Source organism: Metabacillus sp. KH_069 (assembly GCF_057838075.1).
In genome coordinates this window covers 3,693,942-3,708,416 of sequence record NZ_CM174460.1, presented here as the reverse complement: position 1 = coordinate 3,708,416, position 14,475 = coordinate 3,693,942, and the positions used below count along the sequence as shown (strand labels likewise).

17 protein-coding genes are annotated in these 14,475 nt (G+C 40.4%); 8 read left to right on the top strand and 9 right to left on the bottom strand.

The features are described 5' to 3' along the window. The first annotated feature begins 12 nt into the window (after positions 1–12). The 6 genes from AC3ISE_RS18700 to AC3ISE_RS18675 all read left to right on the top strand — a co-directional run bounded on the left by AC3ISE_RS18700 (position 13) and on the right by AC3ISE_RS18675 (position 6,195). Positions 13–2,325 (top strand): histidine kinase, encoded by a 2,313-nt coding sequence (locus AC3ISE_RS18700; RefSeq protein WP_489222127.1) that lies wholly within the window; start codon positions 13–15, stop codon positions 2,323–2,325. 80 nt (positions 2,326–2,405) lie between these two features. Further along, positions 2,406–3,047: a response regulator transcription factor gene (locus AC3ISE_RS18695; RefSeq protein WP_489222126.1), complete on the top strand. Its 642-nt coding sequence runs from the start codon at positions 2,406–2,408 to the stop codon at positions 3,045–3,047. 87 nt (positions 3,048–3,134) lie between these two features. Further along, positions 3,135–3,821: an SIMPL domain-containing protein gene (locus tag AC3ISE_RS18690; protein ID WP_489222125.1), complete on the top strand. Its 687-nt coding sequence runs from the start codon at positions 3,135–3,137 to the stop codon at positions 3,819–3,821. 266 nt (positions 3,822–4,087) lie between these two features. Further along, on the top strand, positions 4,088–5,170 hold the full coding sequence (locus AC3ISE_RS18685) for a PQQ-dependent sugar dehydrogenase (protein WP_489222124.1): 1,083 nt from the start codon (positions 4,088–4,090) through the stop codon (positions 5,168–5,170). Between the two features lie 13 nt (positions 5,171–5,183). Continuing rightward, the gene (locus tag AC3ISE_RS18680; RefSeq protein WP_070876095.1) at positions 5,184–5,573 is read left to right on the top strand and encodes a hotdog fold thioesterase; all 390 of its coding nucleotides are present in this window, start codon (positions 5,184–5,186) and stop codon (positions 5,571–5,573) included. 61 nt (positions 5,574–5,634) lie between these two features. Continuing rightward, positions 5,635–6,195 carry a GNAT family N-acetyltransferase gene (locus tag AC3ISE_RS18675; RefSeq protein ID WP_489222123.1) on the top strand — a complete coding sequence of 187 codons (561 nt, stop codon included), beginning with the start codon at positions 5,635–5,637 and terminating at the stop codon, positions 6,193–6,195. Positions 6,196–6,440: 245 nt separating this feature from the next. Here the strand turns inward: AC3ISE_RS18675 and AC3ISE_RS18670 are convergent, their stop codons facing one another. From AC3ISE_RS18670 to AC3ISE_RS18635, 8 genes are read right to left on the bottom strand one after another with little or no spacing between them, the layout of a single operon-like run. Beyond that, positions 6,441–7,097: a DNA alkylation repair protein gene (locus AC3ISE_RS18670; RefSeq protein WP_489222122.1), complete on the bottom strand. Its 657-nt coding sequence runs from the start codon at positions 7,095–7,097 to the stop codon at positions 6,441–6,443. Positions 7,098–7,135: 38 nt separating this feature from the next. Beyond that, a complete protein-coding gene (mnhG, locus tag AC3ISE_RS18665; protein WP_489224381.1) occupies positions 7,136–7,495 on the bottom strand; it encodes a monovalent cation/H(+) antiporter subunit G in 360 nt (119 codons plus the stop codon). Beyond that, positions 7,479–7,763: a Na(+)/H(+) antiporter subunit F1 gene (locus tag AC3ISE_RS18660; protein WP_489222121.1), complete on the bottom strand. Its 285-nt coding sequence runs from the start codon at positions 7,761–7,763 to the stop codon at positions 7,479–7,481. The genes mnhG and AC3ISE_RS18660 overlap by 17 nt, the downstream gene beginning before the upstream one ends. Next, complete coding sequence (locus AC3ISE_RS18655) at positions 7,763–8,239, bottom strand: Na+/H+ antiporter subunit E (RefSeq protein ID WP_191557221.1); 477 nt, start codon at positions 8,237–8,239, stop codon at positions 7,763–7,765. The genes AC3ISE_RS18660 and AC3ISE_RS18655 overlap by 1 nt, the downstream gene beginning before the upstream one ends. Before the next feature lie 5 nt (positions 8,240–8,244). After that, positions 8,245–9,726, bottom strand: coding sequence for a Na+/H+ antiporter subunit D (locus AC3ISE_RS18650; protein WP_489222120.1), 1,482 nt, complete (start codon positions 9,724–9,726; stop codon positions 8,245–8,247). Further along, positions 9,719–10,060, bottom strand: a complete 342-nt coding sequence (locus AC3ISE_RS18645) for a Na(+)/H(+) antiporter subunit C (RefSeq protein WP_070876102.1) — start codon at positions 10,058–10,060, stop codon at positions 9,719–9,721. Before AC3ISE_RS18645 ends, AC3ISE_RS18650 begins: the two co-directional genes overlap by 8 nt. After that, the gene (locus tag AC3ISE_RS18640; protein WP_489222119.1) at positions 10,060–10,497 is read right to left on the bottom strand and encodes a Na(+)/H(+) antiporter subunit B; all 438 of its coding nucleotides are present in this window, start codon (positions 10,495–10,497) and stop codon (positions 10,060–10,062) included. The genes AC3ISE_RS18645 and AC3ISE_RS18640 overlap by 1 nt, the downstream gene beginning before the upstream one ends. Beyond that, a complete protein-coding gene (locus AC3ISE_RS18635; RefSeq protein WP_489222118.1) occupies positions 10,494–12,884 on the bottom strand; it encodes a Na+/H+ antiporter subunit A in 2,391 nt (796 codons plus the stop codon). The genes AC3ISE_RS18640 and AC3ISE_RS18635 overlap by 4 nt, the downstream gene beginning before the upstream one ends. 227 nt (positions 12,885–13,111) lie before the next feature. On the opposite strand from AC3ISE_RS18635, the gene AC3ISE_RS18630 reads away from it, so the two are divergent. Then, positions 13,112–13,345, top strand: coding sequence for a hypothetical protein (locus tag AC3ISE_RS18630; RefSeq protein WP_489222117.1), 234 nt, complete (start codon positions 13,112–13,114; stop codon positions 13,343–13,345). A 114-nt stretch (positions 13,346–13,459) separates the two neighbouring features. After that, on the top strand, positions 13,460–14,017 hold the full coding sequence (locus AC3ISE_RS18625) for a DUF5366 family protein (RefSeq protein ID WP_489222116.1): 558 nt from the start codon (positions 13,460–13,462) through the stop codon (positions 14,015–14,017). A gap of 32 nt (positions 14,018–14,049) precedes the next feature. Here AC3ISE_RS18625 and AC3ISE_RS18620 read toward each other — a convergent pair whose 3' ends face one another. Then, positions 14,050–14,448 (bottom strand): thiol-disulfide oxidoreductase DCC family protein, encoded by a 399-nt coding sequence (locus tag AC3ISE_RS18620; RefSeq protein WP_489224380.1) that lies wholly within the window; start codon positions 14,446–14,448, stop codon positions 14,050–14,052. Positions 14,449–14,475: the final 27 nt, after the last annotated feature.

The window sequence follows — 14,475 nt, the reverse complement described above, 5'->3', positions numbered from 1 at the left end:
AAGGAAGATTTGATGATTAAAAATCTTAACAAGAGTTATATTATCATTTTATCAATCAGTGTCATTTTAGCAGTTTATTTTTCCTACATTAATATAAAGATTCCATATGTGGGTGCAAATGTTCAGATTGATGAAAAAGGCAGGCTTGAAATAACAGCCATTGAACCGAAGTCATGGGCAGATAATGTTGGGATAAGACCTGGAAATATTGTTACTAAAATAAACGGTGAAGATCCTTTAAGTCACTATACTTCTGTAAATAGCGGTCTGTTAGAACAAGTGGATACGCTAAAATTATTAAAGAATAATAAAGAAATAGAATATGTTGTTTCAGATTCAATTTTCAACTATCAAAATATGTTTGTTGTTGTCGTACCTCTAACCATTTATTTGCTCTGTCTATTTTGCAGCTATTTTATACACAAAACCAATAAGAAACTAAATTTGCCATCTGCTTTAATCTTGAATTTATTTTTGTTAACTATTGCTATGGCTTACTTAAGCGGCGGAAGCTCAGCAAGAGGGGATGTTATGAGTAGATATTTTAATCTCACCCTGTTCTTGCTGACTCCAGTGTTTTATATGCATTTTATCTATCAGTATTTCAAAGAACTTGGTAAAGTTCTCTTTTCAAAAAAATTCGTTTTCACTGGATATATTCTTGTTTTACTAAATTTAATTACTGAAACCCTCAGAATATTAACTAATGAGTCCTATCCTTTAAGTTTTTATTCTGTAGTAAAAACAATAAACTTATCATCTTTTTTAGTTCTCTTTATTTTGACATTTGTTTTAAAAATATATGGACTCCAAAAAGTTAAATATTCTGATCAAAAATATTTGGTCAAAGTCCTTATTATAACTAATATTATTGCTTTCTCACCTTTTTTGCTTCTTTACACAATCCCTTTTATTGTATTCAATAAACAGATATTCCCACCAACTTTCTTAGCAGCATTCTTATTGCTTATACCTTTTTCACTAGTGTATCAGTTTCTTGCTACCAAGATTTACGACATAGAATTCATACTGGGTCGCGTGAAATATTATGCACTTCTTGCTGTTATTCCAACTTTTGTGGGTGTTGGTGTTGTCTTAATTAATAAAGAAAGCAGTCCCACATTTTATCCTATTAGATTGTCAATTATGATATATATCCTGTTTGTTATCGTATTTTACTTTAAGGAAATTCTCGACTTCCGCTTCCGCTTCAAGCGTTTTTCAGAAAAGTACAATTACCAGGACAGTGTTTTTAAATATACGCAAAGCATCCGTAAGGCAAGCAAGCTTGATCATGTAATAAATGAACTGAAACAGGTGATTACAGATGTATTGCTTGTCAGCAGGGCGAATTATGTGGAAGTTGATAAGAACGGGAACATCATCTCAGTCGAGATTCATATGAAGGGTACAGATTATCTGTCATATGAAAAAGAGATTACGAAGGCTTCCCATGAGATAGGTAAAATTGTCGAAGTGGATCGGGGTTTTGTGATTAATGTGGGCGAGACAGATGACCGAAGCTATGTCATGGTTTGTTTGTCTATGCTTAATACGCCAAAATTAAATCGTGATGAAATTTCCTGGCTGAAAACCCTGTCTTTCTATACGAATATATCTCTTGAGAACTTCCTAAAGATAGAAGAGCTGATGAATCATCTGCAGAAGATTAAGAGTGAAGGGAGCAATCCGGCCTGGCTGACAAAAGTTTTATTTTCGATAGAGGAAAAGCAGCGTTCTAATCTGGCTAAGGATTTGCATGATTCTGTTTTGCAGGATTTAATTTCTTTAAAGCGGCAAAGCGAGCTTGCCCTGGCTGAGCTTGAAATGGCTCCGACTGTTTTCAGGGATCAGCTGCAGGACATGAACAGCTCGATGACCAATATCATCAAGACTACGCGGGAGACGTGCCAGGAGCTTCGCCCGCAGCTGTTATATGATCTTGGGCTGGTAAAAGCTTTGCAGAAGCTTGCCGCTCAGTATAATGAGTCTGCAGCTTTTGATGTGAGATTAAATACAGGCAACTTTACTAAAGCGATTGATATCGATACACAGCTGAATTTATACCGGATCGTTCAGGAGCTCTTAACTAATGCCGGAAAGCATTCCCATGCACTTCATGTTCTGGTTATGCTTGTGTGCATTAAGGATAAAATTGTTCTTCATTATGAAGATGACGGCATCGGTTTTGATCAAAGCGAACTGTATTCCAATCATCAAAGCATGGGTCTTTCTGGCATAACAGAAAGGGTAAAAGCTTTAAATGGCTCCCTTCATATTGAGACTTCAAAGGGAAATGGATTTAAAGTGGTTGTTGAACTTTGAAAGAATAGTTCAGACTTGGCATTTGCCAGGTCTTTTTTATAAAATAGAGAGTATATGCTCGGTCCAGAGAGGTTGATTACATGATACATATTTTAGTTGTGGATGATCATCCAGCAGTACGTGAGGGAACAAAAGCGATATTGGAAACAGAGCCTGATGTGAGGGTGTCCTGCTTAAATCCCCCATATTCAATTGATGTTATTAAGCACATCAGCTTTCACGAATACGATGCTGTCCTGATGGATATGAATCTCGGAGATATAAATGGAATGGAGCTTTCCACTGAAATCATTAAGCATTCTGAGGATTGCAAGATTATCCTGTATACAGGCTATGATGTTGAGGATTATTATGAAGAGGCTATTCGCATTGGGATTCACGGGGCGATCAGCAAAACAGAGACAAAGGAAAAGATTCTTTCTTCCATCCGGCATGCTCTCTCGGGAGACATCGTTGTGCCGTATTCCTATTTAAAGTCTCTTATTCTTCAGCAAAAAATGAAAACCAGCTCCTCTTCAAATGATACAGAGGCCTTGAATGATCGGGAGAAAGCCATTCTTCAAGAGGTTGAAAGAGGTTTAACAAATCAGGAGATTGCCGATAAACTTCATTTAAGCAAGCGGTCAATTGAATATAGTTTAACTTCCATCTTTAATAAATTAAATGTCGGCTCAAGAACAGAAGCTGTGCTGATTTCTAAATCAGAAGGAATTATCGATTAGTGTGCAAGAATCATTCTTGCGCACTTTTTTTTATCGCTCAGGCATATAGTTTGAAAAGAGTGTTAGATTCTGAGAGGAGTGTTGTGTATGTATCCAATGTATGGGCAGCCTTTTGATCCGGCCTACAGAACCCGCGCGAGAGAAACAAAATCCCAAAATTTGATTTCTGTCCGCGGAACAGGAAGAGTGGAAGCAAAACCGGATACTGCCGTTTTGCAGCTTGCGGTAGTGACAATAGACAAGGATGTTGCTGCAGCTCAGCAGGAAAATAAAAGGCGCGTCAATCAGCTTATTCAAGCCTCGCAGTCAATTGGCATTTCAGAAGATCAAATTGAGACCATTTCTTACACCGTTTTTCCCCAATACGACTATAGTGCGGGTTCAGATCCAGTCTTAAAAGGGTATGAAGTCACTAATACGATTTCTATCACCACCCAAAATTTAGATGACATTGGATTGATCTATGATACAGCCTTTTCTAATGGAGCCAACCGGGCAGATTCATTACAATTTTCTCTTTCTAATCAAGAGAGGTGGATCAATGAAGCTTTAAATCTTGCTGCAAAACAAGCTCTGGATAAGGCAGAAGCGATTGCCCGTTCTTATCAGCTGAATCTGGTGCGCAAGCCTGTAAAAATAACCGAAGAACCTAGAGGATTTTTCCCTTTGTCTAAAGAATTAAGTTTAGGTGCACAATCGTCAGGACAGACCCCTGTCTTTGTAAAGAATATAGAAATCATTGCAGAACTGACGGTTTTGTTTACGTATCAGTAAGCATAAGTTTACAAAATTTATACTTTCTCTCAATATCCCCATCACAAACCTGCGATAAGATGGAATCTAAATACAGATTCAAGCGTTAGAAAGCGCTTTCTTAACAGGAGGTTATGATGGACGTGATGGCGGTATTGCCCGTGCTTATGTTGATGATGGTTTACTTTTTCTTTGCTGTATACGCCCTTCGAAAATAAATCACGGAAGTATAAATCCGTGAATCATTTCTTATTTTTCGTTAAACTTAAAGAAAATGGGAATAAGAGGTGATTTACCTGAAGAGGTTATGGGTTCTACTTTTCAGCAGTTTGGTCATAGCCGGATGTCAGTCTGCTCAGAATGAAAGTCAGGAAGACAGGGAAGTGAGCGGCCAGTCTGAGCGGCAGAATTCCGAAAGTATTCTAAAGAACTTGGACGTTCCATGGTCCATTGCAAAGAATAATGACGTTTTTTATCTGAGTGAACGTACAGGTCAAGTTGTAAAATGGGACCAGGAATCAGACAAAAAAGTGATTCAAAAACTGAAATTGAAAAAGAAGCTGCATCTTGAAGGTGAGGGCGGATTTCTTGGATTTCAGCTTGCCCCTGATTTTGAAGAGAGCAGGCAAGCGTTCGCCTACCATACATATAAAGATGGAAACGAAGTGAAAAACCGAATTGTCATCCTAAAGGAAAATGCAGACCAATGGGAGGAAGTAAGGGCTGTTTTAGAAGATATTCCGGGTGCACAGTTCCATAATGGCGGGCGCCTCAAAATAGGGCCTGACGGCAAGCTTTATGCAACAGCGGGAGATTCTTTGCGTCCTGACCTTGCACAGGATAAAAATTCTCTTGCAGGAAAAATTCTAAGGCTTGAACTTGACGGATCTGTGCCGAGTGACAATCCTTTCCCTGGTTCGTTTGTATACTCTTATGGTCACCGTAATCCTCAAGGGCTTGCATGGGACGAGAAAGGCTCGCTGTTCAGTACAGAGCATGGCCAGTCTGCGCATGATGAAATTAACTGGATTCAGCCTGGGAAAAATTATGGATGGCCTGTCATTGAAGGGGACGAGCAGCAGGAAGGCATGGAGGCGCCGCTCTATCACACCGGAGAAGAGACATGGGCCCCTTCCGGCATTGCCTATAAGGAAGGAATCCTGTATGTGGCGACTTTATCGGGAAATGCAGTGAAGCGATTCGAAGTTCATACAGGAGAGGTGCAGACTTATCTCGAAGGCTGGGGCAGGATGCGCGATGTAATAATTGAAGATGATCGTTTATATACGGTAACCAACAATCGTGATGGCAGAGGAAGTCCGCGCAAAGATGATGATCAGATGCTGCTGATGAAACTAAGCCCGCAATAGAGGAGGAACTATAATGGAATATAATGTTGAAAATACGCTTCTGAACTCACTTGGAATTGAGATAAAAAGCGTTACAAATGATGGAGTCGTCGCTACAATGCCGGTAGATGACCGCACGAGACAGCCTTTTGGGATTCTGCATGGAGGAGCATCAGTAGCGCTTGCAGAAACAGTTGCAAGTATAGGGGCCTTTCATTTAATCAACCAGGAAACGGAAATGTGCGTTGGTCTGGAGATTAACGCAAATCACATAAGAGGAAAGCAGGACGGCACCGTCACTGCACACGCCATCCCGATGCACCGCGGCAAAACAACAATGGTTTGGGAGATTAAGATTGTTGATGAAAGAGAAAGCCTGATCTGCATTTCCAGATGCACGATGGCGATTTTGCAGAAAAAATAATTCCTGACATGCCCTGATAACATCGGGCATGTTTTATTTGAATAAAAGGGGAAAATAACAGATGAAAACAAGTTTTCCAGTTCTTTATACAGAGCGTTTTGTTTTAAGAAAAATGGAAGAAAGTGATGCAGGCGAGGTGTTTGCTTATTTTTCAGATGATGAAGTCACACGATATTATGATCTTGAAAGCTTTACTGAAGTAGGTCAGGCTGTTGAGGTAATTAACCGCTGGGCTGAAAGGTTTTATCATAATGAGGGGTTCAGATGGGGAATCGCAGATAGACAAACAAATAAAATCATAGGCAGCTGCGGCTATCACAACTGGGAAAAAGAACATTTTAAAGCGGAAATAGGTTTTGAAGTGAATCCGTCCCACTTTAGAAAAGGCGTGATGACAGAGGTTTTATCACCTATTTTGAAGTTTGGTTTTACCCAAATGAATCTAAATCGCATTGAAGCTTTTTATGATCCGGACAATACGGCTTCAAAACGGTGCCTCGAAAAAGCAGGATTTATATATGAAGGAGTCTTAAGACAGGCTGCCTATGAAAAAGGGGTATTCTGTGATGCAGCTGTTTGCTCTGTTTTAAAAGAGGAATACATGAAAGAGCACAGCGTGTAATTAGAAGAAAAAGGGTGCATAATTGCTAAGCAATTAAACACCTTTTTTTAGTTGCTATTTTTAAACTTGTGGATTTATGATTCTATTATGAGGATAATCAACATCATCACTCTACGATTCCAAATCCAAAGGAAATGAGCTGTTTGGTGGGATCAAAAGTAGGCTATGATTCCAAATCTGAATGGGAAGACCTGTTTTTTGGAATCAACATTCCCCAAATTACCGATTTTGAAAAAATTAGATCATTACACATACTTGCTTCCCTCGCGCCTGCTTAACGAAGACAACTCTGTGCTTTCAATAAACGCCCGGACAGATTCCGGGTTTGTTTTTGAGTATTCCCGCAATGCCCAGCCGATAGCCTTTTGAATGAAAAACTCATTTGATGTTGAGTGCTTTATGATGACGGGATAGAGCCATGCTTCGTCTGTTTTTTGCTTATATTTTAGTTGATGCAGGATAGCCGTTCTTTGCAGCCAGAGATTGTCCGAATCAGCCCACTGGTCAATATACGTTCCCCGCAATTCGGGGTGCTTCATTACGAGCTGGCCGATCACGTTTGAGGCAATCAGATCGACCGTATCCCACCAGGAGGTTGTTATAATCAGGTGCTTTATCCATTCTATATCTGATGGCCCAATTTTCTTTTTTTCAAGCAGAAGAAGGTCAATTGCCGCATATAAAAGTTCTCTCTCTTCAAACGTCCAAATCTCCAAAACAGTGTCACTCAAGTAATCAGGCCGCCCGTGCTGTTTAAGAAATTGCTTGGTTATTTCTTTTCTGTCAGGTGATTTTATGCCGAAAAAGCGAAATTGACCGCGCATATACTTCTCCATGACAATCGCTTTTTCCTGATCTGCGTGCTGTGAAAAAACGTCTCTCATCTTACTTGCATAGCTCATTTTGCTTCTGCTCCTTTAAAAAAAGGATGAGACAGTTCTCATCCTTTTACACCTTCTTTTTTTCGATCTGATTTTAATTCATCCTGAACACTTTTTTCCCATAGTGGCACTTTCGTGTTGTATGCAGCTCTCATAATGAGGTGCCCGGCAACCGGTGCTGTCATAAAGACAAACACAATACCCAGTATAATGCGTGCATTAAAATGGCCTTCAATCAGCCAGAAATAGAAGAATACACCAAGCAGGATGCTGATGACGCCAAGCGTTGCGCTCTTGGATGCGGCATGATTGCGCGTATAGGCATCAGGAAGACGGACAACCCCATATGCTGCTATAAGGCTCAGCAAAGCACCCTGCAGGATGAAATACCCGATAATGATATTAGCGATTACGATCATTTTCAATTATCTCTCCCTTCTCAAGGAACTTTGCAAAGGCAACTGTTCCAATGAATGTCAGGATTCCAAGCAGCAGAATGACTTCAAGAAAAGCATTGGTGCGCAGCATAACTGAAATGATGGCCGTAATACCGATCAGGTTAATTCCGATGGCATCAAGTGCAATGACACGGTCAGGAATCGAAGGGCCTTTGATCAGCCTGTACAAGTATAAAACCGTTGAAATGGCGATGAGTAGAAGGGAGATTCTTAATACTAAATCAAACATTAGCGGCTCACCTCCTGAATTGCTTTTTCAAACGTGTTTTTAATATCTTTTCTGGCTTCTTCAGCGTCAGCTAAGTCCATCGCATGAATATACAAGTAGCGGTTATCGTCAGATATTTCGACAACAAGTGTCCCGGGTGTTAGGGTGATCAGGTTTGCAAGAATCGTAATTTCCCAATCTTTTTTCAGCTCTGTTTCAAGCTTGAAGATTCCGGGACGAGTTGTAATTTTAGGCGCAAGCACGACCTTTAAAACGGCTAAATTAGACATAATCAGCTCGCGATTAAAGATATAAAGGAGTTTTAAAACGGCAAAAACATTCCATAAATAGAACCGGTGATTGAAAAAACGGCGAAGTGCAAAGATCATCAGCAATCCGAAAAAGTAGCCGTTAAAAAAGTCCTGGACGGAGTATTCTCCCTTTAGAAACATCCATGTAAATGCAATAGAGAAATTAAGTAATATTTGAAAGGCCATATCATCTACTCCTTCAGCACGGCTTGAATATAGATTGATGGATCAAGCAGCGTTTCAGCAGCTTGAGTGATATACGGTGCAGCTGCTTCCGTTCCAACCCCAAAAGCAATCGACAGAGCAATCAGGACAGCAATTGGAAAGAGAAGACCTTTTGTTGAGCCTTTCTCCTGTTCTTTCTCAAGCTTGACTTCACCCCAGAAACCATTGATGAAAATTTTCATGATGGAGTATAGAACAAGCAAGCTTGACAGCAGTACAAACAAAGCAAAAACATATTCCCCGGCTTCAAATCCGCCCTGAATAATCTTAAGCTTCCCGACAAAACCGCTTAAAGGAGGAATTCCAGCAAGAGCAATGGCGGCGATAAAGAACATCCATGCAAGCAGAGGATGATTCTTCAGCAATCCTCCCATTTTCCTCAAGTCGCTTGTTCCAGTTATCACAATCATGGCACCGGCAAGCATAAACAATGCACCTTTTATGATCATGTCATGAATTAAATAGTAAATAGCTCCTTCAATGCCAGGTGAATTAAAGACGGCAACTCCAAATAAAATGACGCCGACTGCGACGATAATATTATAGATCACAATCTTCTCTACATCCCAATAGGCAACGGCTCCAATCACTCCAAACAGAATGGTCAGAACAGAGAGCCATGCTAAAATCTGATGTGTATAGCCCGTATCATGAATGAAGATGAGCGTATACACCCGTGTAATAGAGTACACGCCAACCTTTGTCAATAGAGCTCCGAATAAAGCTGTTACAACAGCCGGCGGCGCCTGATAAGATCCCGGCATCCAGAAGTAAAGCGGAAAGATAGCGCCTTTCATGCCGAAAACGACCAAAAATAAAATCGCGATAACAGTCAAAATGCCTGTTTGGCCGCTTTCACTGATCTTCTGACTTAAATCTGCCATGTTCAAGGTTCCTGTCACTGCATATAAGTAGGCAACGGTGATGACGAATAAAGCAGAAGATAAAATGTTCACGATAATATATTTAATAGATTCCCGCAGCTGCGGCTTTGTTCCGCCAAGAACAATCAGTACATACGAGCTCATAAGCATCACTTCAAAGAAGACAAACAGGTTAAAAATATCGCCTGTTAAAAAAGCGCCTGTTACGCCGACAAGCAGGAACTGAACGGCAGGATAAAAGTAAAAACGCTCCCGTTCAGCCCCGATTGAACGGAAAGCAAACAGAATAGAAGTCAGTCCGATGATGCAAGTTGTCAGCACGAGCAGACTGGAAAACATATCTGCTACGAAGACAATTCCGTATGGAGGCGCCCAGCTTCCAATTTCCACCGTGAGGATACCATTTGCTCTGACATCCTGAACGAGCAGAAAAGATATGATAACTGCAGCAACTGAGGCAATGACGCTCATCCACTTTTGAACCGTTATATATTTATTGAAAAAGATTAAAAGAATACCTGCCAATAATGGAACAATGAGAGGCAGCATCACGATATTATTCATTATGATCATTTCCCCTTAACTGATCCATATCATCACTTCCAAGTTCCTGATACGCTCTGTAAGCTAAAACAAGCAAGAAGGATGTAACACCAAAGCTGATAACAATTGCCGTTAAAATCAAAGCCTGTGGCAGAGGATCGACATATGATGAAGCTTCTTCGCCAAGAAGCGGTGCTGCGCCTTTTTTCAATCCGCCCATAGTAAGGATTAAAAGATGGGCGCCATGGCTCAGCAAACCTGTACCGATAATAATGCGAAGCAAGCTTTTAGATAGCATTAAATAAGTTGCAGCCATAAACAAAATACCAACAACGATTGCCATTAAAATTTCCATTATTCTGTCTCTCCAATCGTCTGAATAATGGTCAGGGTTACACCGATAACAACAAGATAAACCCCGAGATCGAACAAGACTGCTGTTGCAAGCTCCGTATCCCCAAGAATCGGCAGATCAACATGTCCGAATGTATGGGATAAAAACGGAACGCCGAAAAAGAAAGACCCGACGCCTGTTAAAACCGCGATCAGCAGTCCTGCTGCAGCCAGATTGATGTAATTGACAGGCAAAATATTGATGACTGTTTTTACATCATAAGCGAGCAGAAGCAGCACAATTGCAGAGGAAGTCATTAATCCTCCGACAAATCCCCCGCCAGGTGTGTAGTGTCCGGCGAAAAAGAGATAAATCGAGAAAATGATGATGATGAAGAACACAACTTTAGTAATCGTCTGCAGGATTACGTCGTTTGTTTTGATATTTGTTTTTTTCATCCTTCCTCCCCCTTTGCCATCCGCAGCTTGACCATTGCATAGATACCAAGTGCAGCAATGCCAAGAACGGTAATCTCAAATAAAGTATCAAATCCGCGGAAATCTACTAAGATAACGTTGACCATATTTTTCCCGCCGGCTTCTGTATAACTGTTTTCAATAAAGAAAGACGAGATCGTTTCACCGACGCGATTGCTGTTGGCGGAAATAGCAACTAATGTGACTACAAGTCCCACTCCCAGTGAAATAAAGAAATTGACTAATCGGAAGCTGAGCTTCTTTTCTCTTTTCTTAAAAGAAGGCAGGAAGTAGAAGCAGAGCAAAAACAGCGCAACCGATACCGTTTCAATCACAAGCTGGGTTAGGGCCAGGTCTGGTGCGCGGAACAGGACAAAGAATAAAGCTAAACTGTAGCCCACTGATCCGAGTGCAATAATCGCCGTCAATCTGGATTTGGAAAATAAAATCGTAACCGTACCGACAATCATGGCAAAAGCAAGAACGGCTTCATAAATGCCAATTTCCGCGGTACCATCCAGACTGAATGAAAATCCGCCTTTGATGACCATTGTTCCGCCTGTAATTACAATCAGGAAAACAAAAATATAGGCAAGATAATCTCTAATAAATCCTGTCATATAAAAGCGAGTAAATGTGCTTGAATAGCGCTCCATGCCGCTTAAAGAAGCATCATAGAATTTATTGAGTGCAAGTTTTTTCGGGAACAAATCGTACATCTTTCTCCATTTTCCAAGAGTCAGATATCCGATTACACCAAGTGCGATAACCCCGATTGTCATCATTAATTCAGGTGTGAAGCCATGCCAGAATGTGATATGGACTTCAAATTTTTCGCCTTCAGAAAGAAGCGAAGGCATAATCGATTCTACGGCAGGCTCAATTAATGTGTAAGACAGCAGATTCGGGAAAAATCCGAAAATCACAACAAGTGAACCTAGAATAATAGGAGAAATCAGCATGCCAAGCGGTGCTTCATGCGGCTGCTTTTCAAGCTTCTCCAATTGAACAGGGCCTGTAAAAGTTTTAAATACAAGGACCATACTGTATAAGAACGTAAAAATACTGGCGATCCAGGCGAGAACAGGGAATAATAAGCCCCATGTTTCCATGCTGAAAATATCCATTTTTGTTACGTTGATCATACCGGTAAAAAACATTTCTTTACTTAAAAATCCGTTGAAAGGCGGCAGGCCGGCCATAGAGAAAGCGCCAATAACAGCGATTGTGAACGTAATCGGCATAAAGCTCATCAAACCGCCGAGCTTGCGGATATCGCGTGTGCCGGTTTCGTGGTCAACGATTCCGGCTACCATGAAAAGACTGCCTTTAAATGTTGCATGATTGATTAAATGGAAAATAGCTGCAACAGTTGCAATGGTATAAAAATTATCATCAAGTGAATCGTAATGAAGAGCGGCTGCCCCAACTCCGAGCAATGACATGATTAACCCAAGCTGACTCACCGTTGAGAAAGCGAGAATCGCTTTTAAATCAGTCTGCTTCACGGCATTTAATGATCCCCAGAACAGCGTAATGATTCCGAAGATGCTGACAAGCCAAAACCATTCAGCCGTCATGGCAAATACAGGGCTGAACCTTGCAACAAGATAAATCCCCGCTTTAACCATTGTCGCAGAGTGAAGATACGCGCTGACAGGCGTCGGTGCCTCCATGGCATCCGGCAGCCAGATGTAAAATGGAAATTGCGCAGATTTAGTAAATGCCCCAAGCAGAACAAGCACAAGAGCCGGTATAAACAGCTGGTCGTTCATAATGCCTGGAACAGACTCGATCATTTCGCGAATGCTGAAAGTTCCTGTCATCAAATAGAGCAGGACAAAACCCCCGAGCATTGAAAGTCCGCCAAACACTGTAATCATCATCGACTTTAATGCACCGTATCTTGATTTTTCTCTGTGGTACCAGTAGCCGATCAATAAGAAAGATGAAAGACTGGTAAATTCCCAGAACGTGTAGAGAACAATGACATTATCCGAAAGCACAACGCCAAGCATAGCTCCCATAAACATCAGCAGATAAACATAAAAGTGATTTAATTTTTCTTTTTCTTTTGAGAGATAATAAATGGAATACAATACGACGAGTGATCCGATACCTGTAATCAGCAAAGCAAACAGCAGACCAAGCCCGTCCACATAGGCTGTAAAGTTAATGCCCAGCGATGGAATCCAATTTACAGTGGATTGAACGGTTTCGCCGATAAATCCTAAAAAATAAATGAACAATACAATCGGCAAAACGAGTACAAACCAACCAGTATGTATGCTTCTGAAATATTTATAAAGGAAAGGTATCAGAATGGCTAGAAGAAATGGTGAGATGATAGCCGCATGTAATAACGTCATTTTTGATCCTCCTTATGATTAAATTTCACGGTCATAAGACCCTAAATTGATTATAACGTAAAAATTTCGTTCGTGCATTCCTTACACACCTATTATTGACCACCTTTATCTGTTCTATTAAATAAGAAGAAAGAAACGAAAATCAGCCAAAAAATAACGGATTTTTTTCACTGCAGGATTGTATATTTCCTTTTTTGAATGAGCATGCTAGTGATGAGGTGATCCATATGAATAAAAAGAAGATCATCACTGCTTCCTTTATTTTTACAGCCATGTTCAGCAGTGCATGGGCTGCAAATGAAAAGACAAAACGAACCTATATTGATCCAGATTCCTTGAGTGGAAGAAAAGCGGAAATGTCTGAAACAGAAGAGCCGTTTTATTTGTCTAACGAGGAAAAAAGGATGCTTGAGAAATTTAAGCCGAGAGAATACATTCGGATTGTAAATGTGAATAAGTAAAACAGAACGTCAGCCTTTGGACGTTCTGTTTTATATGTGGAAAAAAATTCTTGTAACCCTTATAGCTGTGAGGCATAATGAATGAGTATTCTGTCAGATTAGGAGATTCATGGAATGAAAAATACTTATTTCACCAGCTACTTTCCGCTGATCTCCATTTTGCTGTTCAGCACTTCTTTTTCCATCTCGACAGTCATGATGGTATTAAAAGTGCTTAAAAGGCTCGGTATTTACGGGGGAATGCTTGAGTTCTTTTCGGAGAATGGCATCAAATTAGCTTTATTTATTGTTTTTACTCTTATTTATTTTATGGTTTTTTCAGCATTAAAGCTTATTGCAGATACAGTCACAGAGCTGTCTTTGCTGTTTTTTTCAAAGGATGTGAACGGTGAGAGCCTGAAGAAAATCAGACTTGGATCGGCGTTCTATTTAATAGCAGCTGCACTTTCTCTGCTGCTCGTCCAATATGGAATTGGGATATTTGCCATTTTTCTCCTCGCCACATTGTGTTATTTCATTTTTGCGGTATATCAGTTCAGTTTTTTCTTAACATCATTCTCATTGATAGGACTTGTTTTGTTTCATGTGCTGTTCTGGTCCATCTTTTTGTTCGGCATTCTTTATATTTGCATGAGATTGTACAACAGCCTGATGGCGAGTTTGCCTGTATAAAAGAAGCCCCTCGGTATCCCGAGGGGCTTTTCTTATAAAAATCTTTCTCTAACATCAGGGGAAGGTATAGTACAAGCTTCCTTTTTTCCAAACCAATTGTATCTGTTTTTGGCAAGAATGCTATAAATATAATCCCTGATTGGCCGGGGGATGACTATTAATAGAAAAGAAAGCCTGAATAATCCGCCGAGCTCCTTTAATACGTGTAAAGCTGCAGTAGATTTGAGGTAAACCTTCTCCCCATCGACGTAAACGAAGCTATTAAAGTCCGTCAAGGGGAGGCTGTTTTCAGCAAGAATTTGCTGTCCCGCATCAGACTGAAGGGAGGCAAACTTAAAAACAGCTTTTTTATCATGTTTTAAGACAAATTGCACAGTCCCGTCACAAAAATTGCACACACCATCAAACAATAGAATTTTTCTGTTTTTCATGATTTCACCCTCAATTACATGCTTTAT

Coding starts and splice junctions, on each gene's coding strand:
- AC3ISE_RS18625 (WP_489222116.1), top strand. CDS start 13,460: ATGAAAAATACTTATTTCACCAGCTACTTTCCGCTGATCTCCATTTTG.
- mnhG (WP_489224381.1), bottom strand. CDS start 7,495: ATGATCGTAATCGCTAATATCATTATCGGGTATTTCATCCTGCAGGGT.
- AC3ISE_RS18695 (WP_489222126.1), top strand. CDS start 2,406: ATGATACATATTTTAGTTGTGGATGATCATCCAGCAGTACGTGAGGGA.
- AC3ISE_RS18635 (WP_489222118.1), bottom strand. CDS start 12,884: ATGACGTTATTACATGCGGCTATCATCTCACCATTTCTTCTAGCCATT.
- AC3ISE_RS18650 (WP_489222120.1), bottom strand. CDS start 9,726: ATGAATAATATCGTGATGCTGCCTCTCATTGTTCCATTATTGGCAGGT.
- AC3ISE_RS18670 (WP_489222122.1), bottom strand. CDS start 7,097: ATGAGCTATGCAAGTAAGATGAGAGACGTTTTTTCACAGCACGCAGAT.
- AC3ISE_RS18640 (WP_489222119.1), bottom strand. CDS start 10,497: ATGAAAAAAACAAATATCAAAACAAACGACGTAATCCTGCAGACGATT.
- AC3ISE_RS18630 (WP_489222117.1), top strand. CDS start 13,112: ATGAATAAAAAGAAGATCATCACTGCTTCCTTTATTTTTACAGCCATG.
- AC3ISE_RS18675 (WP_489222123.1), top strand. CDS start 5,635: ATGAAAACAAGTTTTCCAGTTCTTTATACAGAGCGTTTTGTTTTAAGA.
- AC3ISE_RS18620 (WP_489224380.1), bottom strand. CDS start 14,448: ATGAAAAACAGAAAAATTCTATTGTTTGATGGTGTGTGCAATTTTTGT.
- AC3ISE_RS18680 (WP_070876095.1), top strand. CDS start 5,184: ATGGAATATAATGTTGAAAATACGCTTCTGAACTCACTTGGAATTGAG.
- AC3ISE_RS18660 (WP_489222121.1), bottom strand. CDS start 7,763: ATGTTTGATTTAGTATTAAGAATCTCCCTTCTACTCATCGCCATTTCA.
- AC3ISE_RS18655 (WP_191557221.1), bottom strand. CDS start 8,239: ATGGCCTTTCAAATATTACTTAATTTCTCTATTGCATTTACATGGATG.
- AC3ISE_RS18700 (WP_489222127.1), top strand. CDS start 13: ATGATTAAAAATCTTAACAAGAGTTATATTATCATTTTATCAATCAGT.
- AC3ISE_RS18690 (WP_489222125.1), top strand. CDS start 3,135: ATGTATCCAATGTATGGGCAGCCTTTTGATCCGGCCTACAGAACCCGC.
- AC3ISE_RS18645 (WP_070876102.1), bottom strand. CDS start 10,060: ATGGAAATTTTAATGGCAATCGTTGTTGGTATTTTGTTTATGGCTGCA.